The sequence below is a fragment of the Anaeroglomus insulsum genome, from assembly GCF_050689095.1.
Classification (GTDB): Bacteria; Planctomycetota; Phycisphaerae; order Sedimentisphaerales; family Anaerohalosphaeraceae; genus Anaeroglomus; species Anaeroglomus insulsum.
Window position 1 is genome coordinate 18,683 of sequence record NZ_JBOGCL010000005.1, and the last position, 24,212, is coordinate 42,894.

Sequence of the window (24,212 nt, forward strand, 5' to 3'; positions counted from 1 at the left end):
ATTCTTTGAATTCTTACACTTTTGGATAATAGTTGATCTATATTTCCCAACCGAAGCAACATAAATGGTGTAATCCGGATATCATTTATTGACGATAATTCATTGAATAACCGTTGATGGTAATGAGTGGCTACAAAAAAGACATATCCCTATCGATAACAGGTTTTTATTTTCACGATTTTAAAAATACTATGTCTGATTTTGAGAAGTATAACGAAAGAGAGCAGGATACTCTGCGAAGCTTTATCCAGGCGGTCAATCATACTACGGTCGAATACCCCAAAGACAAGTGCATCCACCAGCTCTTTGAACAGCAGGCCCAGAAGACCCCGGATGCAACAGCGGTGGTCTTTGAAGACCAGACGCTGACCTATCAACAGCTCAACGAACAGGCTAATCAGTTAGCTCATTACCTGCGGACGCATGGCGTCGGGCCGGATACGCCGGTGGGCGTCTGTATGGACCGCTGTATCGAGCTGCTGCCGGTCTTGCTGGGGATCCTCAAGGCCGGAGGGGCTTATGTACCACTGGACCCGACCTACCCGGCGGAGCGTCTGAGTTTTATGGCCTCCGATACAGGACTGTCCATCGTTATTGCCCATTCCGCCCTGACAGGTACTTTTATTTCGGATAAAATCAGGCTTTTATTGATTGAACAGGAATGGGACAAGCTGACTCAGTACCCAACCCACAATCCCGCTTCCTGTACTACACCGGACCATCTGGCTTATATCATCTATACCTCTGGCTCAACAGGAGTACCCAAAGGTGTCGCCGTACCCCATCGCGGAGTCGTTCGGCTGGTTTTCGGACAAGAGTATATGCAATTCGGGCCGGATCGGGTCTTCCTGCAACTGGCACCGGTCAGTTTTGACGCGTCGACTCTGGAAATCTGGGGTGCCCTGCTGCATGGCGGACAATGTGTTCTCTATCCCGGACGAATCCCCGAATTGGAGCTGCTGGGTCATATTGTGGCCGCATCGCAGGTCAATGCCCTGTGGCTGACCTCGTCGTTATTTAACATGGTAATCGATGAGAAACCTGAGATACTAAGCTCGGTTCGAACGGTTTTAACCGGCGGCGAAGCTCTTTCTGTTCCCCATGTTCGCAAAGCCTTAAAACGACTGGACTCCGTCCAGCTGGTCAACGGATATGGACCCACCGAAAGCACGACCTTTGCCTGCTGTTACCCGATTCCCAAATCCCTCCCGGACAATCTCAAGTCCATCCCCATCGGCAGACCCATCGCCAATACCGAGGTGTATATCCTGGACGATTCTTTGCAGCCGGTTCCTATTGGTGTCTGGGGCGAATTCTATATTGGCGGGGACGGGCTGGCCCGAGGCTATCTGAATCGTCCGGAATTAACCGCCGAACGATTTATATCAAATCCGTTCAGCTCTCAACCTGGCGCCAGATTGTATAAAACCGGCGATATCTGCCGCTGGATGGAGGATGGCAATATTGAGTATTTGGGGCGGGTCGATGATCAGGTTAAAATCCGGGGATTCCGTATCGAGTTAGGCGAAATCGAAAATGCCCTGCGGCACTGTCCGCATGTTCAGCAGGCCGCCGTCATCGTCCGGGAGGATATGCCGGGACAAAAATACATCATTGGGTATGTTGTTCTGGAGAAAGCAGGCTCCATTCCACCGGACCAGATTCAAAAACATCTGGCCAAGTCTCTACCGGAATACATGATTCCATCGGTAATTGTGGAACTGGCCCAGCTTCCGCTGACCGCCAATGGAAAAATCGACAAAAGCCGTCTACCAAAACCTTTGCGGCATAACGGCACAGATGGACAACAGCAACTGCCGCAGACCCATACAGAACAGATGATAGCAAGGCTTTGGAAAGAAGTACTAAGAATAGACAGTGTTTATCGCGAAGATAACTTTTTCCACCTGGGCGGACATTCACTCAAGGCAATTCAAACCGTCTATGCCATTCAGAAAAAATGGGGGATTGATCTGCCGGTCTCAACCTTATTTGAGAATCCGACACTGGAACAATTCGCAGAGGTCATTGACCGTTACGGTACTCAGTCTGAACACCATAGTCTGCGGATACCAACGGTCTCCAGAAACCAGACTCTGCCGTTATCGTTTGCTCAACAACGAATGTGGTTTATCCAGCGGCTTTCGCCGGAACTACCGGTTTATAATATTTCATGGATGATTCATATGAAAGGCGGTCTGAACATCGAGGCCTTAGAAAAAAGCCTTCAGGAAATTATCCGGCGGCATGAAGCATTTCGTACTATTTTCCCCATTCAAAACGGACAGCCTACACAATTTATCCAGTCAGATCTCCCATGGAATCTAACCATTGAAAATATCGATTCTGACAACCAGCCCCCTCTGGCATCATTTCATACTATTGCAGAAACTCGGGCCCAACACCTGTTCAATCTGGAGCAAGGCCCCTTGTTTCAATTTACACTGTTGTGTACGCAACCGGATGAATATGCCCTGCTGCTGAATATGCATCATCTCATTACAGACGGCTGGTCCATGGGGATTTTTGCTCAGGAATTATCTGATTTATACCAACATTATACATATCATACGCCAGTTCATTTAGCTTCGCTGCCAGTCCAGTATGCCGATTACGGCTGCTGGCAGCAGGCGGAGATTGAAGCCCTTAAAAAACAGGATTATGACTACTGGAGAAAAAAACTTGCCGGCGAGATCCCTGAAGTAACCATTCCCCTGGATTTTCCGCGTCCCCCATCCTATACCTATCATGGACAGTGGCAAACATGGCCCGTTCCGAATAGCATCTACACTGCATTGAAACAGTTGTCACACCAGAAAAACACAACTTTATATACGATTCTGCTGTCGGCATTTCATATTTTATTATATTATTATACTCGCAGCCAAGACATCACTGTCGGCAGCCCTATCTCGGGTCGAACACATAAAGCCATTGAGCAGATTATCGGATTTTTCGTCAACACCATAGTCATACGGGCTTCAATTACAAAAGACATGTCTTTTCTGGACGTTTTGCATCAGGTCAGTCAACTCTGTCTTGAAGCCCAACAGCACCAGGATTTGCCCTATGATGTGCTGGTGGAACTACTTAATCCTCCACGTCATGCAAACAGAAATCTCTTTTTTCAGACCATGCTGGCCTATCAGGATTCCCGTTACTGGACCGTTTCACTGCCAAATCTCAATTGTCAAACAATCGAGATCGGAACCAAAACCTCCAAAATCGATTTTACCTTATTCTGTGATGAAAGTCATTCGGGATTACATCTTCGCGCGGAATATAATACCACTTTATTTAAACCTGAAACGATCCACGGCGTATTAAAAAATTTTGAAGCAATTCTGTCTGTTATTATATCTTATCCTGAAATCAAAATCTCAGATATAGTCAATCAAATCCGATTGGGGTGTTCTGCCGCAATGGATTCTATTTCGCCTCACAAGACTTCAGCCTCTGAGATGGTAATTTTATCTTCCAGCCTTCAGCAATCAAACACTAAAATATCCCCCCAGAGTCTGGTGGAAAAAAAGATTTCTCAACTCTGGCAAGACTTGCTGGGGATCGATACCGTCTATCTGGATGACAATTTTTTCCATCTGGGCGGACACTCCCTGCTGGCCGCCAAACTGTTTTATCGGCTGGAAGAACACTTCCAGATTGACCTGCCATTGGGACTGATTTTTGAGGCCCCCACCGTTCGGCAGCTTGCCGCCTGCCTGCAGAAACACCGACACGAAGCCATCTCGAAAACCCTGGTACAGATTAAACCCGGTCGACTCAAACACGGCATCTTCTATCTGCCCGGCGTAGGCGGCCATACGCTGAATTTTTATCACCTGGCCCATTTACTCAACATCCCATTGTCCCAGTATGGCCTGAATCTGCCAGGATTGAATAATCAAACAACACTATTGACCAGCATTGAACAAATGGCCGCGTATTTCATCCGGGAAATTCAGCACATTCAGCCCGAAGGCCCTTATTGGCTGTGCGGCTTTTCCATGGGGGGACGGATTGCGTATGAAATGGCCCTTCAATTGACAAAACAGGGACACAATGTCGCCTTCCTGGGAATTCTGGGGACCTCTGCCCCGGGCTTTCCGAAAGCTTACCTCTGGAAGCCGGCTCATTATCTGGAACGGTTCTGGAAGTTCTGCGGCCTGAGCCTGGATGAAAAAATACGGTATCTCCAGTCGCTGCATCGATACAAAAAATACAGAAAACAGCAAAAAGCCGCACAACAGGACAACTGGGATATTCACGAGTTCCCGAACTATCGCAAACTGTATCAGGCGGGTCTTGCGGCGTTTATCCGCTATCAGACCCAACAACGATACCATGGAGACATCGTCCTGTTTCGAGAAATGAAAGATTTCAACCTGCTGGATAAAGAGTTGTACAATCATCCGACTTTTGGCTGGGACCAGTTCATTACAGGACAAATCCATGTCCATGACATCGACTGCTGCCACCCGTACATTCTTCATCAGCCCCATGTCGAAGCCTGCGCAACGCTGTTGGAAAAAGAAATCCTGGACACATTGCACAAATGGAAGCTGTAATAATGCCCTACTGCCAGCACAATTCCAAGGTCCTAACCTTCATCCCGCAGGCGCATTTCACAGCCCCCAAGCCCGATGAGGTTTTAGTGTATTGGGCCAATCTGGATGAATGGGATACCTCCCCGGAAGGGTTGACCGAAACCGAGTTGAACCGTGCCAGGCAGTACGTCCGTGCTTGCGATCGAAATCGGTTTATCGTCCGCCGCAGCCTGCTGCGTCGGTTTTTGTCAGCCTTTCTGGACCGGCCGGCCCATGCCGTTTCCATCCACTGCACCGCAGAAGGCAAGCCAGCCCTGAATCCGGCCCGGCATCCATCCGCAATTCAGTTTTCCCTGTCACATTCTCAGGGAATTGCCGCCTTTGCCTTTGCCGTGGGCCGCAATATCGGCATCGACATCGAAAAAAACGACCCTCAAATCGAACCCCTGCCTCTGGCAAGACAGTATTTCACCACTGATGAAGCATCCTATCTTGAACATCTGGAACCGCAAGCTCAACGCCTGGCATTTTATCAGTGCTGGACACGTAAAGAGGCGTATCTCAAGGCTGCCGGTATTCGCCCCCTCAACAGCTTCGATACCGGACTGCAAACCAATCAAATCCTCGACATCCTGGACCCCGAACAAAACCATCGATGGAGCGTGCAGACTCTGGATTCTCCGGCAGACTGGGTTGGCTCGTTAGTGCTGGAAAACACGGATCAGCATCCCGTAAAAGTCTCCGGACAGGAATTACACCCCTGCTCATACCAGTAAAATAGCACTTTTTGCTTTCAATTTACCCACTGCCTGATACAATTCGACTCAACAGGAAATACCATGACCATAGGCACTTTAGTCATCCATATTCCCTTGGCGGGCATCCACTCGCTCAAGGATAAGCGGCGGATCGTCAAAAGCGTCATCGAACGCCTGCGGAGCCGGTTTAATGCCTCCGTTGCCGAAGTCGCCGCTCAGGACAACCACCGCATCGCGGTCATTGGTTTGGCCGTCGTTGCCAACGAAGGTCCGTTCGTCCATCAGCAGCTCGATGCCATGATCCAATTTATTCGACAGGATAACCGCATCGTGACCAGCAAAATCAACCGCGAAATGTATTATACGGATGAAGACGAACCGGACATCATTTGAACAAAGCATACCGATATGCGGTGCATCGAGGAATGCCCTGCGGCAATTGTAAGGCTATAGTCCGTCACATAACCCTGTAAATACGCGCGGCATAAAAGCGGGTTATGGTCGTCGCGGAGTAATCATACCCGCAGGGTATTATTCTCTCTGCTAACGGCTTTGAGGTTCACAAAAAGCCGCATCCCAGTCCTTCCAGACCGGCTCATAGCCGGCCTGACGAATCCTCTGGGCAATTTCAGATGGACTTCGGGTATCGGCCACTTCAAACTGGCTGCCGTCCCGATCATCCCGGGTATAACCGCCAGGATTGGTTCTGGCCCCGGCACTCATCCGCGTCACACACAGATGAATCAATTGGTCGCGCAGCTCAGGCCGTTCGCGCGTCGATAAGACTATCCCCGCATCGGCAAAACACAACCGCAACGCCAGCATCATCTGAACCAGGTCGGTATCGTCAATCACATGCGGCCACTGATCTATCACATTGGCCGCCGGACGCATCCGCGGAAACGAAAACGACACCGACGACCGCCAGTATCGCTTCATCAGATACGCTGCATGTTCGGCCATGGCCAGCGTATCCAGCCGCCAGTCAGTCAGCCCCAGCAGGACACCAAGCCCGATTCGACGCATCCCCACAGAAGCAAAGCGGTCGGGACATTCCAGCCGCCAGTCAAAATTCCGTTTGGGGCCGGCGGGATGATGACATTCATACACCTGACGGTCATAGGTCTCCTGAAAGACCGTGACTCCATCGATGCCGGCCGCCAGCAGCTGCTGATACTGCGACTGGCCCATCGGATAGATTTCAACCGAAATTGAACTGAACAGAGGCCGAAGCTGCCGGGCCAGCTCGCAAAAATACTCCACCGAAGCAAACTTCGGGTCTTCTCCGCTGACCAGCAGGATATCACGAAACCCCTGTTCAGCAATCGCACGGGCATCGGACATCGCCTGCTCAATCGTCAATTGAGTCCGAGGCACATTCGAGGTCCGGTTGAATCCGCAATACACACAGCTATTCACACAGACATTGGATACATACAACGGCTCGAACAACGCGATCGTTTTGCCAAATCGCTGCCGGGTCAGCGTCCGGGCCTGCTGAGCCATCGGCTCCAGAAAATCCCGAGCCGCAGGCGATAACAACCGGACTAAACGGTCAATGGAATAGCGTCCTGCCGGAGCCTGCAGCTCAGCCTGGACCTGCTGGGACGTTACCGAATCGAGAGCCGTTTTCCAATACCCTCGTGAACCATCTAATCGCAACTGAGATAAGTGTGTCTTGATATCTGTCATAGTTTATTCGTGTCTTAAAAACCCTGTCAGGGGACTGGACGCACTGGCCCGATGGCTTTGAGCAGCCAGGCCGGATTGATAAGCCAGCCGCCCTGCCTCAACCGCCAGCCTGAATGCCGTGGCCATCGCAATCGGATCCGCAGCAGCGGCAATAGCGGTATTCACCAGAACCGCATCGGCACCCATTTCCATCGCCTCGGCCGCATGAGACGGAGCACCAAGACCGGCATCCACAACAACCGGAACGGTGGCCTGTTCGATAATAATCTCAATCGCATCGCGGGTTTTGAGTCCTTTGTTGGAACCAATCGGAGCCGCCAGCGGCATGACCGTAGCCGTTCCAACATCCTGAAGTTTCTTGGCCAAAATCGGATCGGCGTTGATATAGGGCAGAACAACAAACCCGTCCTTCACCAGCTCAGCGGCAGCCTTGAGTGTTTCTTCCCCGTCAGGCAGCAGATAATACGGATCCGGAGTCACTTCTAATTTCACCCAGGCAATGCCCGTCGCGGCACGGGCCAGCCGCGCCAGCCGAACCGCCTCAGCAGCATCACGAGCCCCGGAGGTGTTGGGCAGCAGCAGATACTTGTCGCGATCAATCGCTGCCAGCAGATTGTCATGGGGATTATCGATATCCACCCGACGCAAAGCCACCGTCACCATCTGGGATCCGGAAGCATCGATCGCCTGTGCCATAATCGCACTGGATGCATATTTTCCAGTTCCAATGAACAATCGGGACTCAAATTCTCGTCCCGCAATAACCAGTTTATCCATAGTGTTTTACTTTCATTAAATCGCTTCAAACCAAATGACACGGATCCTGCTTGAAATGTCCCGTTTCATCGCGGCCAAAGAACTTTCAGCCGCCAGCTTCCAGCTGCACATTATCACCGCGTCTTTAAGAGCAACCTGCCCCTGTGAATACGCGCGATATAAAAGCAGCTTATGGCCGCGGCAGAATAATCATACCCGCTCTTTATCCACCGCCGACAAAGCGTACCAACTCGATCACAGCATCTGCTTTCAGCTCGGTCTGACCAAATGCTGTGCGAGGGACAATCCGGCCATCCACTTCAGCAACCACTGTCGCCTGATCAATCTCCAGCACTTTGAGCAGTTCACTGAGCGTAGCCGGAAGCTGGTCGCCAAAATCACGAACCTGACCATTAATTTTCAATCGTTTGTCCATCTACCGCCTCGCAAAAGCATAAAGTTTAACTCGTTCAACAGAATTTCGGTGATGACATTGGCCTGGTGATAGGCTGCAATCCCGACCCGACCCGCCGTCAGCGGAACACCCGGACCAGTTCCCGAGACGCCGTCCCCAACCAAAACCAGCCTGGGTGACAGACGTGTGGTGGTGATCTCATTGCTTCGTCCATAACCGGCCAGACCGCTGACTGTCACCACAATCGTTTGTTTCATCTTTGACAGCACCGTTTCGACAAGCATCTGCTTTTGATCAGCTCGATCAAAACATTCCGCTATAATGTGCGCCCCATCAAATACTCGCGGAATATTATCCGGATTTAGACGTATTTTGTGCCCCACCAGATTGGCATCCGGGTCTATCCGTCGAAGATTGTCCAGCGACGCATCAACTTTGTGAATGCCCACCTGATCATGAAAATAATTCTGGCGGTTCAGATTGCTCTGTTCCACAACATCAAAATCAGCCAGAATCAGCTTACCCACCCGCAGCCGCGTCAGCGCAACGGCCACATTGGACCCCAGCCCGCCCAGACCAGCGATACCAACCACAGCGTTTTTCAGCTCAAAAAATGGACAGGGCATTTTTGCCATTGCTTTGCACCTCGTTCCAACGATATGCGTCAGGTCAAAAAAAAACGCCCCTGGCAACCAGGGGCGTCAATAAATAATCCCTGTGCCTCCCTTCGCCGGCATTAACCGGATCAGGTTCAAAGGGTCTCCCGCAGGATTCTCAGCTCGGCCATCAGCCAAGCTCCCCTGACACATTTAAAGTATTTACGTCCCATCTTAGCAAAAGGTTGGAAAATAGCAACCTTTTTTAAAACACAGACCATTAAAGATTTACAATGTCGCCATCTTCCGCCATGACACCCTAACAAAAACTCCACATTTAGCCCCTTGCCTGAATCCTAAATTAGCGTACAATGTGGAAAATTTACATCCAGGATAAATAGTCTTTGCAGGTCAGGAGAAAAAGCTTTCTGGGATTTATGACAGCAAAAAAAAATAGTTCAGCGGTATTTATCCGTGAATTTCTAAAAAATCCACGACAAATCGGGGCAATCTCTCCGAGCTCCCCTTATCTGACGGCTGAGATCATTCGCCAGGCCGGAGTCAAAAAAGCCCAGACGATTGTCGAATTTGGTCCCGGAACTGGTTCTTTCACGCGAGAAATCCTCCGGCAAAAGCAGGAATCGGCTTTTTTTATTGGAATCGAAGCCAATCCCAGACTCGTCGAAATCCTTAAACAGGAACTGCCGCAGGCGACCATTATCGCTGATTCTGCAGAAAATACCCGCAAAATCCTCGATGAGTATCACCTGACCCAGGCAGACTGTATCGTATCCGGCCTGCCCTGGGCTTCGTTTTCACCCCAATTGCAGGATAAACTGCTCAAAGCAGCCCTCGAGTCTCTTCGTCCCGGTGGACGGTTTACCACCTTTGCCTATCTGCAAGGTTTGCTATTGCCCTCGGGGCAGCGGTTTCGTAAAAAATTGCGGGAGACCTTTTCCAGAATCCATATCGGCCGGATTATCTGGAGAAATCTGCCGGCAGCATTTGTGTATCGCTGCATAAAATAACTGTAACTTCAAGTTCTAATGAGTCATCTTTGTAAAAAAGGCTTTGCCTGTCGATAATCATTGCGGATGGGCCGCAAAGGCAAGCTATTAAGACGTCAAAAACAGATTTATAAACCATTTCTGGAGACGAACTTATGAATCGAAGAGACTTTGTGGCCACAACCCTGGCAACCGCAGGACTCACCTCTGTACCTCTGGCAGCATCTGCCATCGCCCAGGAATCTTCCTCAACAGACATCAAACCATTCAAACTCAAATATGCCCCCTCTCTGGGAATGTTCCGAAACCATGCCGGCAATGACCCGATGGACAACATCAAATTCTGTCATGACCAGGGCTTCCGTGCGGTCTTTGAGAATGGCATGATGAGCAAATCCCCCGAAGAACAGGAAAAAATCGCCAAACTCCTGGCAGACTTGAAGATGGACCTGGGGCCCTTTGTCCTGTATGCCGATTTTGGCAAAGCCTCGATGGTCTATAAAAGCAGCTCTGTCAAAGACATGCTCATCGACCTGATGAAAAAAGGCGTGGAATGTGCAAAACGCTGTAACGCCAAACACGCCCTGCTGGTGCCGGGACGTTACGACTTGAGCATGGAATGGGGCTATCAGACCGCCAATGTCATTGACAACCTGCGGTATTGCATGGAGATTTGCGAACCCGCCAACCTGGTACTGGTCCTTGAACCGCTGAATCCGTATGACCATTCAGGGTTGTTTTTGACCAAAATGCCCCAGGCGTATGAAATCTGCCGGGCCGTCAACAGTCCCTGCTGTAAAATTGTCAACGATATGTATCATCAGCAGATCACCGAGGGTAATCTGATTCCCAACATCGACCGGGCATGGACCGAAATCGGGGCTTTCCATATCGGCGACAATCCCGGCCGCAGAGAACCCACCACCGGCGAAATCAACTATCGCAATGTCTTTGCTCATATCTTCAAAAAAGGCTATCAGGGTGTTTTGTGTATGGAACATGGACTCAGCAAAGGCGGCAAAGAAGGCGAACAGGCCCTGCTGGCAGCATACCGCTGGTGCGACGACTTTGAAGTCTAAAACACGGAGGAATTCCTCATGAACAGACAATCCGCATTCAACCTGTTGCTGGCAGCAGTGGTTGTGGCTTTAGCCGCCGGCGGATGCGAGCAGAATCATCGCGTCTTTTCAGGCAAAGACCTCACCGGCTGGACAGCATATCCTGCCAACACGCTGGGCATCTGGTCGGTCAAGAACGGCGTTATCCATTGTGAAGGCAAGCCCAACGGCTATCTCCGCACCGAGCGGGAATACAGCAATTATCACCTGCATCTGGAATGGCGATGGGTCGAAACCCCCACCAACAGCGGGGTTCTGCTGCATACAACCGGCCCGGATACGGTGTGGCCCAACGCCATCGAAGCCCAATTGATGAACAGCAATGCAGGGGATATCTATCTGATTGGTCCGGGCGTCTCGGTTACCAAATTTGACATAACCATCGCCACCGATGACAAGAATACGGTCAAACGTGTTCCCAAACAGCTGGACAGCTCCGAAAATGCCGCCGGCGAATGGAATAGCTATGACATTTTCTGCAAAAACGACTCCATTAAGCTGTTCGTCAACGGATTTCTCCAGAATGAAGTGACCAAAGCCAGCAAGACCGCCGGCAGTATCTGCCTGCAAAGCGAAGGCTCCCCGATTGAATTCAGAAACCTCTACCTGGAACCGCTTAAATAAAAAACGATAATCAAGATTCATTCACTTAAATCCTTTATTTGGAGGCATTATGAAACCCATCAGCTTCTCTCGACGTGACTTTTTGAAAAGCACCGCTGCCGTATCGGCAGCCACCGTGCTCTCTCAGGCAAGTGCACTGTATGCAGCAGGTCCTGAAAAAATCCGACTGGCCCTCGTCGGCTGCGGCGGACGCGGCAATGGCGCCCTGAACGACTGTATCAATGCCGCCAAATATCTGAATATTCCTGTAGAAATCGTCGCTCTGGCGGACCATTTCAAAGACCGGGCCTTAAAAACCGCCGAACAGCACGGCCTGTCGCCGGATATCTGTTTTGACGGACCCACGGGGTATAAAAAAGTCATGGAATCCATTGCCGATGTCGTTCTTCTGGTCACTCCTCCGGCGTTCCGCCCCACCCAGTTTGAAGCTGCCATCAATGCGGGAAAGCACGTCTTCATGGAAAAACCCGTCGCCGTGGATGCCCCGGGTGCCCGTAAAATTATAGAAGTCGGCGAAATCGCCAAACAGAAAAAACTCTGCGTCGTCGCCGGCACACAGCGTCGGTATGCGGCAAACTATCGCAGAACCAAATTCGCCATCGAACAGGGTGCTCTGGGGCCAATTCTCGGCGGTGCGGTATACTGGTGCGGCGGCAAACTGTGGCATCAGGAACGCCAAAACGGCGAAAGCGACGCCGATTACATGGTTCGCAATTGGGTCAGCTTCACCGAAATGTCTGGCGACCACATCGTCGAACAGCACATTCACAACATCGATATCGCCAACTGGTTTATTGGACGCACCCCCAAACTGGCAATCGGTTTCGGCGGACGTGCCCGCCGAAAGACCGGCAATCAGTTCGATTTCTTCAATGTGGATTTCGATTACGACGAAGGCTGCCGGATTCACAGCATGTGCCGCCAGATCAACGGCTGCTACAATCAGGTCTCCGAACTGTTCACCGGCTCCAACGGCACCACCTACGGCACCGGCCCCGTCAAACTGATCAAAGCGGTGGACCTCAAGTATCCGGATTACGAACAGGCCAACGGCAGTGAAATGGTACAGGAACACGTTGAGCTGCTGCGTGGCGTCATCGACGGCAAGCCCATCAATGCCGCCAAAGATGTGGCCGAATCCACGCTGACTGCTATTATGGGTCGAATCAGTGCTTATACCGGTCAGCTGGTCCGCTGGCGTGACCTGACGGATGCGTCCTCCAATTCCCCATGGTACAACCTCAAACTCACTCCCGGCTCGGAAGAATTTGAAAACGGTACCGTCAAAGCCCCGGCCGATGATGTCATCGCCATCCCGGGCCAGGCTTAAACCATCACAAATTATCTCAAGAATAAAAGGCTGTGTCGCAGGACACAGCCTTTTTTGTTAGGTCGATCATCCAAACGCCTATTTTGAATTCATTTTAATTGGCTTGCACAAATAGTCTTCTTTGCAGGCTGTTCTCCCGCATTTTTTACATACATATTTTGCCGGAAGAATCGCCTGAATATAGCTGTCCAAATCCTCTTTGGGCAGCTTCTGTTTGACTAACTTGCACACTTTTTTGCTCATAACCATTCCGTTTGAATATGCCTGTTCAAGTACTACCAGAGCAGGGGCAAAAAAGTTCACCCTGCCCCCCTCCTGTTCTGCGAGGTTGTGCCCTACTTAAGATCTGTACGTGAAATCCATTAAAAGCATTTCCTGCTACACAATATCCACAGTACATCCAAGCACTTGTTCCAGCATATCCGCTTTGGCTTTGCCATAGCGTATTTCATCTAAAGCGGGTCCCTTTTTGTCACAATAAATAACAATCCGGCCCGGTTTAATCTCCACCGTCAGATTCACAATCGCATTATCATGCCCCCGGTCCAGGCCATCGGCCAGACGCACCATCCCGCCCAGCAGGCCAACACGATATTGATCCGACGCCGTCAGCTGAGAATAATAAGGATGCTCCGGCTTGGGCAATGCCTTACGGTGATAGCGGGCTATCAGAGCCACGATCCAACGCTGTGATTGATCCAGCGGCATGGTCGTATCTTCCAGAATCATCCGCATCGATGTTTTGTGGTGTTTGGACTGCCCCTCGATCCAGCCAATATCGTGAAGGATTCCGCCGCAGGTCAGCAGAAATCGGTCCGATTTGGTAAAACCATGAAGCGGCTGCAAGTGATCAAATAAACGTTCCGCCAGCCGGGTCACCTGTTCACTGTGGCCCTGCTCATAGCGGCATTGTCGAGCAAACTGTATTACGGCATGAATCTGCTTATGATATCCCCCGGCCATTGGATTGGGATCAAATCTCTGTGCTGCTTCCATCCTGCACCTCCCGCCCGATACGCAATAGCGATTTCAGCATTTGCATAGTCTCCGACACCAGGTTCTGGCGGCCCGGAAATCCGCAAATATGGTCAAACAGGGACCGCCGACATTCGCTCCGCATCTGCCGGAGATGCTCCAGACCGGGACGCAGCCTGCCAAAGGCCCGTGTCGAACCGCAATACGCCTCCATACGCTGTTTTTCCGCCCATTCAAATTCTTCCAGCATCACGAGCCAGACATCACAATCATGCAGTTCCCCCAGCAACGTTTGATAGGTCTTGGCCGTCTGCAGCGGCTGGCGAAGACCTCCGCAGGTTATTTCATTTCCGATTTCCAGCAGATACCGGAATCGTTTGACGGCTATCCGCAGGGCATGGTGGCCTGCACAATCTTCGATGTCATCCAGTGCAGTTTCTCGTGTAGTCATGTCCTGTGCCTGGTGCCGGCAGCAATCCATAAAATGGTCCACAAACACCTGACCGGATTCGGTCCCGCCGGACGCCAGCACAGACAGCAGCTTTTCCCCCTGCAGGCGGATATTCATCAGAATCTGTTTCTTCTGAAATCGCCTGGCCGTTTTCAGCAGTTTTTTCTGAATGGCCTGACGCTGCTGACCCAGCCGAAAACAAAGCCGCTCCAGGCCGGGACGAAGCCGTTTTTGTTCAGGACCCAATCCGCTCAGAACCTCCTTGACAAAAAGAATATGCACATCAAGATCCCGGGCGGGTCCTAATTTCTTCAACAGTCGCCTGATGGCCTTGTCCCAGTCCTCCAGAATATCTCGTTCGATAAACATCCCCAAAAGCATCAGACCCTGCCGCAGCCGACGACACGAAACGCGTGCCTGATGAATCGGCTCCGGATCATCCATCTGCTCCAGATTCCCCAGATGAACGTCCAGCTTTTCGGCCTGCTGACGAATCCAGCCGCAGGCAAGCTGCAGCATCTGATTGTGGTTCTCACTCATCGTCTTCGGTTCCTGCTTTCAATCCACCCCCCAAAATGCAAGACAGGCTCTGCATCCATAACCAGCACAAACACTACTCCAGCCAGGACGCACCAATCGACACATCAACTTTCAGCGGAACATCCAGTTTCAAAGCCCCGGTCATTTCCGCAGCAATCCAGTCGGCATGTCTGGCGGCTTCTGTTTTGGGCAATTCAAAGACCAGTTCATCGTGAATCTGCAAAATCATCCGTATCGGCATCTTTTCCTTTTCGATGCGTCGCTGGATCGACACCATCGCCACTTTGATTAAATCCGCCGCCGAGCCTTGTATCACCGTATTGACGGTGAGCCGTTCGGCCTGAGAACGAACCGAAAAGTTTTTACTGTTCAGGCCCGTAATGGGACGACGCCGGCCCAGAATGGTTTCAGCAAAGCCCCGCTTGGAAGCCTTGTCGATTTCGCTGTCCATAAATTTACGGATCGACGGATACCGGCCATAATATTCGTCAATAAATCGTTTAGCCTCCGCCTGGCTGATACCGATGGTCTGCGACAGACCGTAAGGCCCCTGCCCATAGATGATGCCAAAATTAACCGCCTTGGCCCGCCCACGCATGTCTGAGGTAACGGCCTCCGCCGCCACCCCATAAATCTGCGATGCCACAAAAGTATGAATATCCCTGTCTTCCGCAAACGCCTTGAGCAACGCCGCATCCTGTGAAAAATGAGCCAGCAGTCGCAGTTCTATCTGGGAATAGTCGGCACTGAGAATACATCCGTGGCTGCGATCCGCCGGCACGAAAGCCGAACGAATTTGCCTGCCCAGCTCGGTACGCACAGGAATATTCTGCAGATTCGGATCCGACGAACTCAGCCGTCCGGTCGCGGTCACCGTCTGGTTAAACGACGCATGAAGCCGCTGGGTTCGGGGATTGACCAGCAACGGCAGCTTGTCAATATAGGTATTCTGCAGTTTGACAAGCTGACGGTATTCCAACACCAGCGGAACAATCGGATGCTGGCCGGCCAACTGCTCCAGAACCTCAGCTTCGGTACTGCGCTGCGTCTTGCCCTGACGCAGGCTTTGCAGGCCCAGCCGGTCAAATAAAACCTCAGCAAGCTGTTTGGTCGAGTCAATATTAAAAGACATCCCCGCCTGCTGATAGATCTTCTCGGCCAGGACTTGGATTTGCTTGTTAATCGCCCGCGACATGGTCCTGAGCAGCTCGCAATCCAGCGAGACCCCGTTGGCTTCCATCCGGGCCAGCACCTGCATCAGCGGCATTTCCACCTCGTCAAACAATTTTTTGATGGCGGGCTGGCCCTCCAGGCGAATCGATAAATACTGCCACAACTGCCAGGTCACATCCGCATCTTCCGCCGCATACGCACACGCCGCAGCCGTATCGACCTGATCAAACGTAATCTGGTTTTTGCCCTTGCCGATGAGATCGGAAATCGGTATCGGTACATAATTCAGATAATCTCTGGCCATCGCATCCATCGAATGACTGGAACGGTCGGCATGAAGACAATACGAAGCAATCATCGTATCAAAGGCCCCGCCCGGAGCAATCGTCAAAGGCATTCCGGCGTTTTCCAGCACCATCATATCATATTTGAGATTTTGCCCGATTTTATAGCGATTGCCGTCAGCCAGAACCGCAGCCAGGACAGGACGAATTTTATGTAAATCCAGCCGGTCCTGCCCCAGGGGAGCCTTCACCGGCAGATAATACGCCTCATGGGCCTTCCAGCAAAAACTCATTCCAACCAGCTCCGCCCGCATCGGATCAATCGATGTCGTTTCCGTATCCACGGCAAACGCAGCTTGCTTTTGCAAATCATGGTAAAAGCGGTTGAATTTATCGAGGGTATCAATCAGATGATATGTTTTGCCTGCCCTTTGAGCTGGAGCATCATCCCGTATTGCAAAAAGCATTCCCTGCCCGCCGACACCGACTGAGGAGGAGGCTGCCGCATCGGGCTTAACCGACTCCTGGTGGACATCCAAAGGCTTCAGATCCAGCTGACTGAGCAGCCGGGTAAATCCCAATTCCTGAAACAACCCTGCCAGCTTATCCCGATTGGGTGGCACCACCGCAAACCGTCGTTCATCAAATTCTATCGGTGCATTGCAGTCAATGGTCACCAGCTTTTGACTCAGAAAGGCAAGTTCTTTATGATTCCGGAGATTATCGCCCCGCTTGCCCTTGATTTCATTGGCATGCTGATATAATGCTTCCAGCGAACCATATTTCTGAATCCACTCCAGAGCCGTCTTGGGCCCGACATCCGGCACCCCAGGTACATTGTCCGAAGCGTCCCCCTGCAAGGCAAGTACATCGATAAACTGACGCGGCAAAAGCCGGATTTCTTCGTGCATTTTTTGCAGGTCGGTCTTCTGGCCGGTTTTCATATCATACGTAGCAACATAGTCCCCAACCAGTTGCAGCATATCCTTATCTTTGGAGCAGATGTAAGTAGAGATGCCTGCCTTTGCGGCTTTGCTGGCCAGGGTCCCAATAATATCATCCGCTTCCCAGCCCTCAATCCGCAACATCGGGATATTCAAGGCCTCCAATATCTGCTCAATGCGGTCAATCTGCCGCGGCATATCTTCGGGCATTGGCGGGCGATGTGCCTTATATTCCGGATAGATTTTAGTACGGAAACTGGGCATCTTCGAATCCATCGCCACAACCAGCATATCTGGCTTTTCTCGCTCCAGTAAGCCCAATATTGCACTCGTAAACACAAAAACCGCTTTCGTCGGTTCACCCGACGGACTATTCAACGGCCGCATCGGGGCATAGTACGCCGCATAGATATGGGCATGCCCGTCGATGATAAAGAATTTTTTGGTCTGCTCAGTCATCCTCTAAACTATACAGGGATTGTGGAGGATTGGGAAACCATTTTCTGATATTTTTGTTGTGCCAAACAGAACAAAAACTTGCAAGTGCATTTCAAAAACGATTCCTTCCAGCACAAAACACGAAAAAGAAGTTGCTTGCTTTTGCCGTCTATGCTATATTTATCTATCTTTTAACCACAACGAACATCCACTCCGGTACCAACCCGATAGGATGCGATAGCGGTTCTTTTTGTTTTTAATCAAATTTTATGGAGTAATATATGAAGCGAAAAATGGTAACAATTGACGGAAATCAGGCAGCAGCGCATGTCGCGCATGCCACCAACGAGGTCATCGCGATTTATCCAATTACGCCCAGCTCGCCGATGGGCGAAATCTCGGACGCCAAGTCTGCAGCCAATCAGCCGAATATCTGGGGCACAGTCCCTTCTGTAACGGAAATGCAGTCTGAAGGCGGTGCTGCCGGTGCGGTCCACGGCGCTCTGGCCAGCGGTGCCCTGACCACCACCTTTACCGCATCGCAGGGGTTGCTGCTGATGATTCCCAATATGTATAAAATTGCCGGTGAATTGCTCCCGACAGTCTTCCATGTAACCGCTCGCTCGCTGGCCTGCCAGGCCCTGAGCATTTTCGGCGACCATTCCGACGTGATGGCCTGCCGTCAGACCGGTTTTGCCATGCTGGCCTCGGCCAACGTTCAGGAAGCCATGGACTTCGCTCTCATCGCCCAGCAGGCTACCCTGGCTTCCCGCGTTCCTTTCCTGCATTTCTTTGACGGCTTCCGCACCAGTCACGAAGTGCAGAAAGTCGAAGAATTGACCTACGATGATATGCGGGCCATGATTGATAACAACCTCGTCGCCGCTCACAAAGCCCGTGCCCTGTCCCCGGACCATCCCATGATGAGCGGAACCGCACAGAACCCGGATGTCTATTTCCAGGGCCGTGAAACCGTCAATAAATTCTACCAGGCTGTGCCGGGCATCGTGGAACAGACCATGAATCGGTTTGCCCAAATCACCGGACGTCAATATAAACTGTTTGACTATTATGGCGCCCCCGATGCTGAAAAGGTCATCGTGATTATGTGTTCCGGCGCCGAAACCGTCCGTGAGACCGTCGAATACCTCGTGGCCAAAGGCGAAAAGGTCGGCGTGATTGCGGTTCGTTTGTATCGTCCCTTCAGCAATGAACATTTTGCCATGGCCCTGCCCAAAACCTGCTACAAAGTGGCCGTTCTGGACCGCACCAAAGAGCCGGGAGCCATTGGCGAACCACTGTATCTGGATATCCGTACCGCCTTCGGCGAACTGATGAGCGAACGGAAAATTCATCTCGATAAATATCCTGTAATTGTCGGCGGACGCTACGGTTTGGGCAGCAAGGAATTCACTGCCGGGATGGTCAAGGCCGTCTTTGATAATCTGGACCAGGCCCACCCCAAAAACCACTTCACCGTGGGCATCAACGACGATGTCTGCCACACCAGCCTGGCCTATGATGAACATTTTGACACCGGCCAGAAAGTGTACTCCGCCATGTTCTTCGGCCTGGGTTCCGATGGTACGGTTGGCGCCAACAAGAACAGCATCAAAATTATCGGCGAAGAAACCGACAATTACTGCCAGGGCTATTTTGTCTATGACTCCAAAAAGGCCGGCACAATGACCGTCTCGCACCTGCGGTTTGGCAAAGACCCGATCCGCAGCCCCTACCTGATCAGCAAGGCCGATTTTGTCGCCTGCCACAATCCCAGCTTCCTGGAAAAGTATGATATGCTGGCCAGTGCCAAAGTCGGCAGCACCTTCCTGCTGACCAGTCTCGAAAGCCCGGACAAAGTGTGGGATTCGCTGCCCGCGGAAGTCCAAAAACACCTCATCGAGAAGAAAATGAAATTCTATGTCATCGATGCCATCCGCATCGCCGAAGAACTCGGCCTGGGTGCCCGCATCAATGTCATCATGCAGACGGCGTTCTTCAAAATCAGCAATGTCATCGACCCGCAGATTGCAATCAACTCCATCAAAAACGCAATCAAGAAAAGCTACGGCAAAAAAGGTGAAAAAGTCGTTGCCATGAACAACGCCGCTGTGGATGCTGCGCTGGATAAAATTTATGAAGTCAAGGTGCCCGCTCAGGTCACCAGCAAGACCCATATCGCCGCTGCAGTGCCCGCAGACGCTCCGGATTTTGTCAAGGAAGTCACCGGCGAAATCCTGGCCGGCCGCGGCGACAAGCTGCCGGTCAGCAAGATGCCCGTCGACGGCAAATTCCCCACCGGTACCACCAAGTACGAAAAACGCAACATCGCCGTTCATATTCCGGTTTGGGAACCCCATCTTTGCATCCAGTGCGGCCGCTGCTCGCTGGTTTGCCCGCATGCTGCCATCCGCATCAAGGCCTATGATCCTCAATTTGCCCAGAAGGCTCCCAAGACCTTCAAGTGTGCCGAGGCCAAAGGCAAAGAGTTCGCCGGTATGAAGTTCACCGTCCAGGTCGCCCCGGAAGACTGCACCGGCTGCGCCGCCTGCGTTCTGAATTGCCCCGTCGAGGAAAAAGACGCCAACAAGCAGCCGACCGGACGCAAGGCCATCAACATGGCCCTGCAGGAACCCCTGCGGCTCAACGAACGCGACAACTTCAATTACTTCCTGTCCATTCCGGACACGGATCCCAGCAAGTTTAAGATCAATTCCGTCAAAGGCAGCCAGCTGGTCCCGGCGCTGTTTGAATTCTCCGGGGCCTGTGCCGGTTGCGGCGAAACAGCCTATGTCAAGCTGCTGACCCAGTTGTTCGGCGATCGTGCCCTGATTGCCAATGCAACAGGCTGCTCGTCGATTTATGGCGGCAACCTGCCCACCACCCCCTATACCAAACGTGCTGATGGCCGAGGCCCCGCATGGTCCAACAGTCTCTTTGAAGACAATGCCGAATACGGCCTCGGGATGCGCCTGGCTGTCAACAAATTCAAGGCCTTTGCCGCAGAACTGCTGGGCAAGGTCGCTGCCGCCGGGTGTGTCGATCAAGCCCTGGCCGAAGAAATCAAGGCCGGACTGAGCACCCAAAAAGAGCAAGCCGGCATTGAAGCCCAGCGAGCCCGCGTCGATAAGCTCAAAGCCGCCTGTGCCAAGAGCAATTGTGCAGACTGCAAACAGCTCTTGACGGTGGCCGATTACCTGGTCGAAAAGAGCGTCTGGATCGTCGGCGGTGACGGCTGGGCCTACGACATTGGCTACGGCGGTCTGGATCACGTCCTGGCCAGCGGCGAAAATGTCAACGTCCTGGTACTCGATACCGAAGTGTATTCCAACACCGGCGGGCAGATGTCCAAATCCACCCCGCGTGGCGCCGTTGCTCAGTTTGCTGCCGGCGGCAAACGCATGCCCAAGAAGGATTTCGGCATGATTTCGATGACCTATGGCGGTATTTATGTCGCCTGTGTCTCCATCGGAGCCGACCCCAACCAGGCGGTCAAGGCCTTCGTTGAAGCTGAAAGCTACGATGGTCCGTCCCTCATCCTGGCCTATAGCCATTGCATTGCCCATGGCATCGATATGGCAACCGGCTACAATGAACAGAAAAAGGCCGTCGCCTGCGGCCATTGGCCCCTGTATCGGTTTGACCCGCGGCTGGCCGCCGAAGGCAAAAATCCGCTGCAGCTGGACTCCAAGGCCCCGACCCTGGACTTCGCGGAATATGCCTATGGTCAGAACCGCTACCGGACACTCAAACAGTCCAAGCCAGACGTGGCAGCTGCCCTTATGGAACAGGCCAAACAGGATACACAGAATAAGTATGCTCGCCTGGAAAAGCTGTCCAAACTGTAAACCGTGAACCCCTCGGTTTTTACTCGGCCCTGTAATAAACTTGCAGGGCCGTTTTTTTTGGTTTATACTGAATTCGTAAATTCATCCAAAACCAGATATTCTATGTTTTAAGGAGTAGATATGCCAGGCAAGTATTATGTGCTCGTGATGATTACATCTATCGCCATCTGGGGCTGTCAGTCAAACCAGAAGTCCTCTTCTATCCAGGACATTTCCCCCCAACAGGCCCACCTGAAGATGACCTGCCACGTCAACTTTTACCAGGAGGACTCGCTTTATGTGACCGAACAGGAACATCTGTTCACCCCTGCTTCAAAAAGCCTTCAAATCAGCTCCAAAGAACCTTCCGGACGATATACCTGGTCGCTCCAGGGGGAACAATACAGCGTGAAAAACGTGTCAGGCAATAAAACCTTCGAAAACTTATACAACAAAGCCTATCTTCAGGCCATTTATTATGGCATGATGTCCTCGGCTCAATGGCTCCCCCTGGAACAAGCCCGCCAGGAAGAGCCTGTTCGCATCGAAGGGAAATGGTATATTCCCTATCTTCTCACCAAAAAAGACGCCACAATTCGCTTAATGAAAAACCAATTCAATGACCGGTTTGAACAAGTCATCGTTCAAAAAGACAACCAAATCTATCAGGTTTTGTGCTATAATCTTCGATTTGTTAACGAGTTAAACCATAATCTACCCAGAACGATTGATATTTTTGATGCCACCGACGGACTGTCCTCCAAAAAACTGCGGGTGAAGGTCCAATACCATACGACCGAGGTTACACCATAATTTCTCAGGATCTTAACTTGTTGTGAATGGAAGACCTGTATTATCAATATAGATAATGGATAGATTATTGCTCGTTCTGTCAAAAAAAGCTTGTCAAACGATATGTTTTCTCGTAAAAATACGTTATAAAAGTCTGACCTGAGTGTGAAGGATTACATCTATTTTAGGATTAAGAGGTCGCTTTTAAAGGCCGAAGTAAGAACATATGGCATGTCGGTATTCGCCAACTCGGACTATGGAACGGCCAATAGGCCGATAAACAATAATACAATGATTTTATAAAGGATTGTAAAAGCGATGGGTAAAACAAGGGCCTTTTTTACAATCGTCGTTGCATGTACTTTATTAAACGGCTGTTACAACGACATTCTCGACCCCACGCAATTAGGACGCTTCGAGCCGACCCCCACTGTCAATGTCATTCTGGATTCGCTGGGGGTGGCCGATGAACCCTCTCCCACGTATGAAGGGGCTGAAGATCCTAAACCTGAAGATTTGGTGGATATTGAAACAGACTATGTCTTCGGTTCCGGCGACATTGTCCGGATCAGCATTTTCGAGCTGTATCAGCCCGGCCAGACGTATGTTAATGACTACGTGGTCACCGAAACCGGTCGTATTTCCATTCCCGATGTCGGGCAGGTTCAGGCCGCCGGCTTAACAGAGGCCCAGCTGGAACAGGAAATCCGGGATATCCTGTCGCCGACGATTCTGAAAAACCCCTCGGTTACCGTGCTTTTGATGAACTCTGAATCCCGATATTTCTCGATTGTCGGACAGGGTGTCGGCCAATCGGCCCGCTTTCAGATCCCTCGCTATTCCTTCCGTCTGACCGATGCCATTGCATTAGCCGGCGGTGTGGCTGAATTCAATGTCAGCTATATCTATGTCTCCCGAGATGTCGTTGAGCAGAACACTTCCTCGGCCCCCTCGGCGTCTCCTGCACCAGTCCCCGCGCCCCAGATGACACCGGTCGAACCTAAAATTGAGATGACTCCCGTCGAGCCCAAGAAACCCAGTGCCGAAGACGAGCTGCTGAACATTATCGCTCCGGCAGTGGCCTCTCGGCCCAGCGGGCTGATGATTACAACTGCAGAAATGACAACGACTCAGCAATTGGAATCGCTGGCAGCTCCGCAGGGACTCGAGACCGTTGAGACTCCTCCGACCGTACCGGTCAACGAACCTGAAACCGCCCCTGCCACACAGCCCCAATCCGAACAGGTCAAGTGGATTTTTGAGGATGGCAAATGGAAGCCGGTTCGTGCAGGCGGCCAGGCTCAGGTTACGCCACAGCCGACACTGCCGGTTTCCCAGCAACAGGCTGAAAAACCGGCCGGATCGACTGTCCAGGAACCCGCTTTGCGGACTTGGGGAACGGAGGCCCTCGGCGCCAAAAACAAGACGACTCGCGTCTTGAAGATTCCAGTAGATCGGCTGCTGGCCGGTGATCCCCGCTATAACATCGCCATCCGTCCCGGCGATCGCATCACCGTTCCCGTGGACCTGATTGGCGAATTCTGGGTCGCTGGCAACGTCAATGCCCAGGGTGCCATCGCTATCACCGGACGTCCCATAACCCTGAAAATGGCGATTGCCTCCGCCGGCGGATTAAACGGTATTGCCGCTCCGCAAAAAGTGGAAGTCATCCGCCGCATCGGCAAAAACAAGGCCGGGATGATGCAGGAACAAATCGTCATGGTGGACCTCAAAAAAATATCCAAAGGCCTGCAGCCTGACTTTTTCATCAAACCCTACGACCTGATCAACGTAGGGACCACCGGAACAAGCAGATGGCTGGAGGAATTGCGCAACGGCTTCCGAGCCACGTACGGATTCGGTTTTATCTATGACCGGAATTTCGCTGAAAGCGATCTGGACGGCGACCCATTCCCGGGCCATTTTGGGTTCAACAGTATTTTCTAAA

18 protein-coding genes and 1 riboswitch are annotated in these 24,212 nt (G+C 51.6%); of the genes, 10 read left to right on the forward strand and 8 right to left on the reverse strand.

Annotated elements, in window-relative coordinates:
- The first annotated feature begins 191 nt into the window (after positions 1–191).
- The 3 genes from ACQ9LF_RS05995 (at position 192) to ACQ9LF_RS06005 (ending at position 5,695) form a co-directional block, all read left to right on the forward strand.
- Complete coding sequence (locus ACQ9LF_RS05995) at positions 192–4,565, forward strand: thioesterase domain-containing protein (protein WP_462488470.1); 4,374 nt, start codon at positions 192–194, stop codon at positions 4,563–4,565.
- Positions 4,553–5,320: a 4'-phosphopantetheinyl transferase family protein gene (locus ACQ9LF_RS06000; RefSeq protein WP_462488471.1), complete on the forward strand. Its 768-nt coding sequence runs from the start codon at positions 4,553–4,555 to the stop codon at positions 5,318–5,320. Before ACQ9LF_RS05995 ends, ACQ9LF_RS06000 begins: the two co-directional genes overlap by 13 nt.
- A 63-nt stretch (positions 5,321–5,383) precedes the next feature.
- On the forward strand, positions 5,384–5,695 hold the full coding sequence (locus tag ACQ9LF_RS06005; protein WP_462488472.1) for a DUF503 domain-containing protein: 312 nt from the start codon (positions 5,384–5,386) through the stop codon (positions 5,693–5,695).
- Positions 5,696–5,845: 150 nt separating this feature from the next.
- Here ACQ9LF_RS06005 and thiH read toward each other — a convergent pair whose 3' ends face one another.
- From thiH to thiF, 4 genes are all read right to left on the reverse strand, one after another.
- The gene (gene thiH / locus ACQ9LF_RS06010; RefSeq protein ID WP_462488473.1) at positions 5,846–6,994 is read right to left on the reverse strand and encodes a 2-iminoacetate synthase ThiH; all 1,149 of its coding nucleotides are present in this window, start codon (positions 6,992–6,994) and stop codon (positions 5,846–5,848) included.
- 3 nt (positions 6,995–6,997) lie between these two features.
- Positions 6,998–7,771, reverse strand: coding sequence for a thiazole synthase (locus ACQ9LF_RS06015; RefSeq protein WP_462488474.1), 774 nt, complete (start codon positions 7,769–7,771; stop codon positions 6,998–7,000).
- 202 nt (positions 7,772–7,973) lie between these two features.
- Positions 7,974–8,186: a sulfur carrier protein ThiS gene (gene thiS, locus ACQ9LF_RS06020; protein WP_462488475.1), complete on the reverse strand. Its 213-nt coding sequence runs from the start codon at positions 8,184–8,186 to the stop codon at positions 7,974–7,976.
- Entirely contained in the window at positions 8,171–8,800 is a 630-nt protein-coding gene (gene thiF / locus ACQ9LF_RS06025; RefSeq protein WP_462488476.1) for a sulfur carrier protein ThiS adenylyltransferase ThiF, read from the reverse strand. The genes thiS and thiF overlap by 16 nt, the downstream gene beginning before the upstream one ends.
- 70 nt (positions 8,801–8,870) lie before the next feature.
- Positions 8,871–8,977: riboswitch (TPP riboswitch) on the reverse strand.
- 221 nt (positions 8,978–9,198) lie between these two features.
- On the opposite strand from thiF, the gene ACQ9LF_RS06030 reads away from it, so the two are divergent.
- From ACQ9LF_RS06030 to ACQ9LF_RS06045, 4 genes are all read left to right on the forward strand, one after another.
- Entirely contained in the window at positions 9,199–9,789 is a 591-nt protein-coding gene (locus ACQ9LF_RS06030; protein ID WP_462488477.1) for a class I SAM-dependent methyltransferase, read from the forward strand.
- A 134-nt stretch (positions 9,790–9,923) separates the two neighbouring features.
- Positions 9,924–10,847: a hydroxypyruvate isomerase family protein gene (locus ACQ9LF_RS06035; RefSeq protein WP_462488478.1), complete on the forward strand. Its 924-nt coding sequence runs from the start codon at positions 9,924–9,926 to the stop codon at positions 10,845–10,847.
- Positions 10,848–10,865: 18 nt separating this feature from the next.
- Positions 10,866–11,510, forward strand: coding sequence for a 3-keto-disaccharide hydrolase (locus tag ACQ9LF_RS06040; protein ID WP_462488479.1), 645 nt, complete (start codon positions 10,866–10,868; stop codon positions 11,508–11,510).
- A 49-nt stretch (positions 11,511–11,559) separates the two neighbouring features.
- On the forward strand, positions 11,560–12,840 hold the full coding sequence (locus ACQ9LF_RS06045) for a Gfo/Idh/MocA family oxidoreductase (protein ID WP_462488480.1): 1,281 nt from the start codon (positions 11,560–11,562) through the stop codon (positions 12,838–12,840).
- 78 nt (positions 12,841–12,918) lie between these two features.
- On the opposite strand, the gene ACQ9LF_RS06050 is transcribed toward ACQ9LF_RS06045, so the two are convergent.
- The 4 genes from ACQ9LF_RS06050 to polA form a co-directional block, all read right to left on the reverse strand.
- The gene (locus ACQ9LF_RS06050; RefSeq protein ID WP_462488481.1) at positions 12,919–13,143 is read right to left on the reverse strand and encodes a hypothetical protein; all 225 of its coding nucleotides are present in this window, start codon (positions 13,141–13,143) and stop codon (positions 12,919–12,921) included.
- A 75-nt stretch (positions 13,144–13,218) separates the two neighbouring features.
- On the reverse strand, positions 13,219–13,836 hold the full coding sequence (locus ACQ9LF_RS06055; RefSeq protein ID WP_462488482.1) for an HD domain-containing protein: 618 nt from the start codon (positions 13,834–13,836) through the stop codon (positions 13,219–13,221).
- Positions 13,814–14,806 (reverse strand): CHAD domain-containing protein, encoded by a 993-nt coding sequence (locus ACQ9LF_RS06060; protein ID WP_462488483.1) that lies wholly within the window; start codon positions 14,804–14,806, stop codon positions 13,814–13,816. Before ACQ9LF_RS06060 ends, ACQ9LF_RS06055 begins: the two co-directional genes overlap by 23 nt.
- A gap of 73 nt (positions 14,807–14,879) precedes the next feature.
- The gene (gene polA / locus ACQ9LF_RS06065; protein WP_462488484.1) at positions 14,880–17,666 is read right to left on the reverse strand and encodes a DNA polymerase I; all 2,787 of its coding nucleotides are present in this window, start codon (positions 17,664–17,666) and stop codon (positions 14,880–14,882) included.
- 260 nt (positions 17,667–17,926) lie between these two features.
- Between polA and nifJ the strand changes: the two genes are divergently transcribed.
- The 3 genes from nifJ to ACQ9LF_RS06080 all read left to right on the forward strand — a co-directional run bounded on the left by nifJ (position 17,927) and on the right by ACQ9LF_RS06080 (position 24,211).
- Entirely contained in the window at positions 17,927–21,493 is a 3,567-nt protein-coding gene (gene nifJ, locus ACQ9LF_RS06070) for a pyruvate:ferredoxin (flavodoxin) oxidoreductase (RefSeq protein ID WP_462488485.1), read from the forward strand.
- Positions 21,494–21,613: 120 nt separating this feature from the next.
- Complete coding sequence (locus ACQ9LF_RS06075) at positions 21,614–22,285, forward strand: hypothetical protein (RefSeq protein ID WP_462488486.1); 672 nt, start codon at positions 21,614–21,616, stop codon at positions 22,283–22,285.
- Positions 22,286–22,582: 297 nt separating this feature from the next.
- The gene (locus ACQ9LF_RS06080; protein WP_462488487.1) at positions 22,583–24,211 is read left to right on the forward strand and encodes a polysaccharide biosynthesis/export family protein; all 1,629 of its coding nucleotides are present in this window, start codon (positions 22,583–22,585) and stop codon (positions 24,209–24,211) included.
- Position 24,212: the final 1 nt, after the last annotated feature.

Coding starts and splice junctions, on each gene's coding strand:
- polA (WP_462488484.1), bottom strand. CDS start 17,666: ATGACTGAGCAGACCAAAAAATTCTTTATCATCGACGGGCATGCCCAT.
- ACQ9LF_RS06080 (WP_462488487.1), top strand. CDS start 22,583: ATGGGTAAAACAAGGGCCTTTTTTACAATCGTCGTTGCATGTACTTTA.
- ACQ9LF_RS06075 (WP_462488486.1), top strand. CDS start 21,614: ATGCCAGGCAAGTATTATGTGCTCGTGATGATTACATCTATCGCCATC.
- nifJ (WP_462488485.1), top strand. CDS start 17,927: ATGAAGCGAAAAATGGTAACAATTGACGGAAATCAGGCAGCAGCGCAT.
- ACQ9LF_RS06015 (WP_462488474.1), bottom strand. CDS start 7,771: ATGGATAAACTGGTTATTGCGGGACGAGAATTTGAGTCCCGATTGTTC.
- ACQ9LF_RS06035 (WP_462488478.1), top strand. CDS start 9,924: ATGAATCGAAGAGACTTTGTGGCCACAACCCTGGCAACCGCAGGACTC.
- ACQ9LF_RS06055 (WP_462488482.1), bottom strand. CDS start 13,836: ATGGAAGCAGCACAGAGATTTGATCCCAATCCAATGGCCGGGGGATAT.
- ACQ9LF_RS06040 (WP_462488479.1), top strand. CDS start 10,866: ATGAACAGACAATCCGCATTCAACCTGTTGCTGGCAGCAGTGGTTGTG.
- ACQ9LF_RS06045 (WP_462488480.1), top strand. CDS start 11,560: ATGAAACCCATCAGCTTCTCTCGACGTGACTTTTTGAAAAGCACCGCT.
- ACQ9LF_RS06060 (WP_462488483.1), bottom strand. CDS start 14,806: ATGAGTGAGAACCACAATCAGATGCTGCAGCTTGCCTGCGGCTGGATT.
- ACQ9LF_RS05995 (WP_462488470.1), top strand. CDS start 192: ATGTCTGATTTTGAGAAGTATAACGAAAGAGAGCAGGATACTCTGCGA.
- ACQ9LF_RS06000 (WP_462488471.1), top strand. CDS start 4,553: ATGGAAGCTGTAATAATGCCCTACTGCCAGCACAATTCCAAGGTCCTA.
- thiF (WP_462488476.1), bottom strand. CDS start 8,800: ATGGCAAAAATGCCCTGTCCATTTTTTGAGCTGAAAAACGCTGTGGTT.
- ACQ9LF_RS06005 (WP_462488472.1), top strand. CDS start 5,384: ATGACCATAGGCACTTTAGTCATCCATATTCCCTTGGCGGGCATCCAC.
- ACQ9LF_RS06030 (WP_462488477.1), top strand. CDS start 9,199: ATGACAGCAAAAAAAAATAGTTCAGCGGTATTTATCCGTGAATTTCTA.
- thiH (WP_462488473.1), bottom strand. CDS start 6,994: ATGACAGATATCAAGACACACTTATCTCAGTTGCGATTAGATGGTTCA.
- thiS (WP_462488475.1), bottom strand. CDS start 8,186: ATGGACAAACGATTGAAAATTAATGGTCAGGTTCGTGATTTTGGCGAC.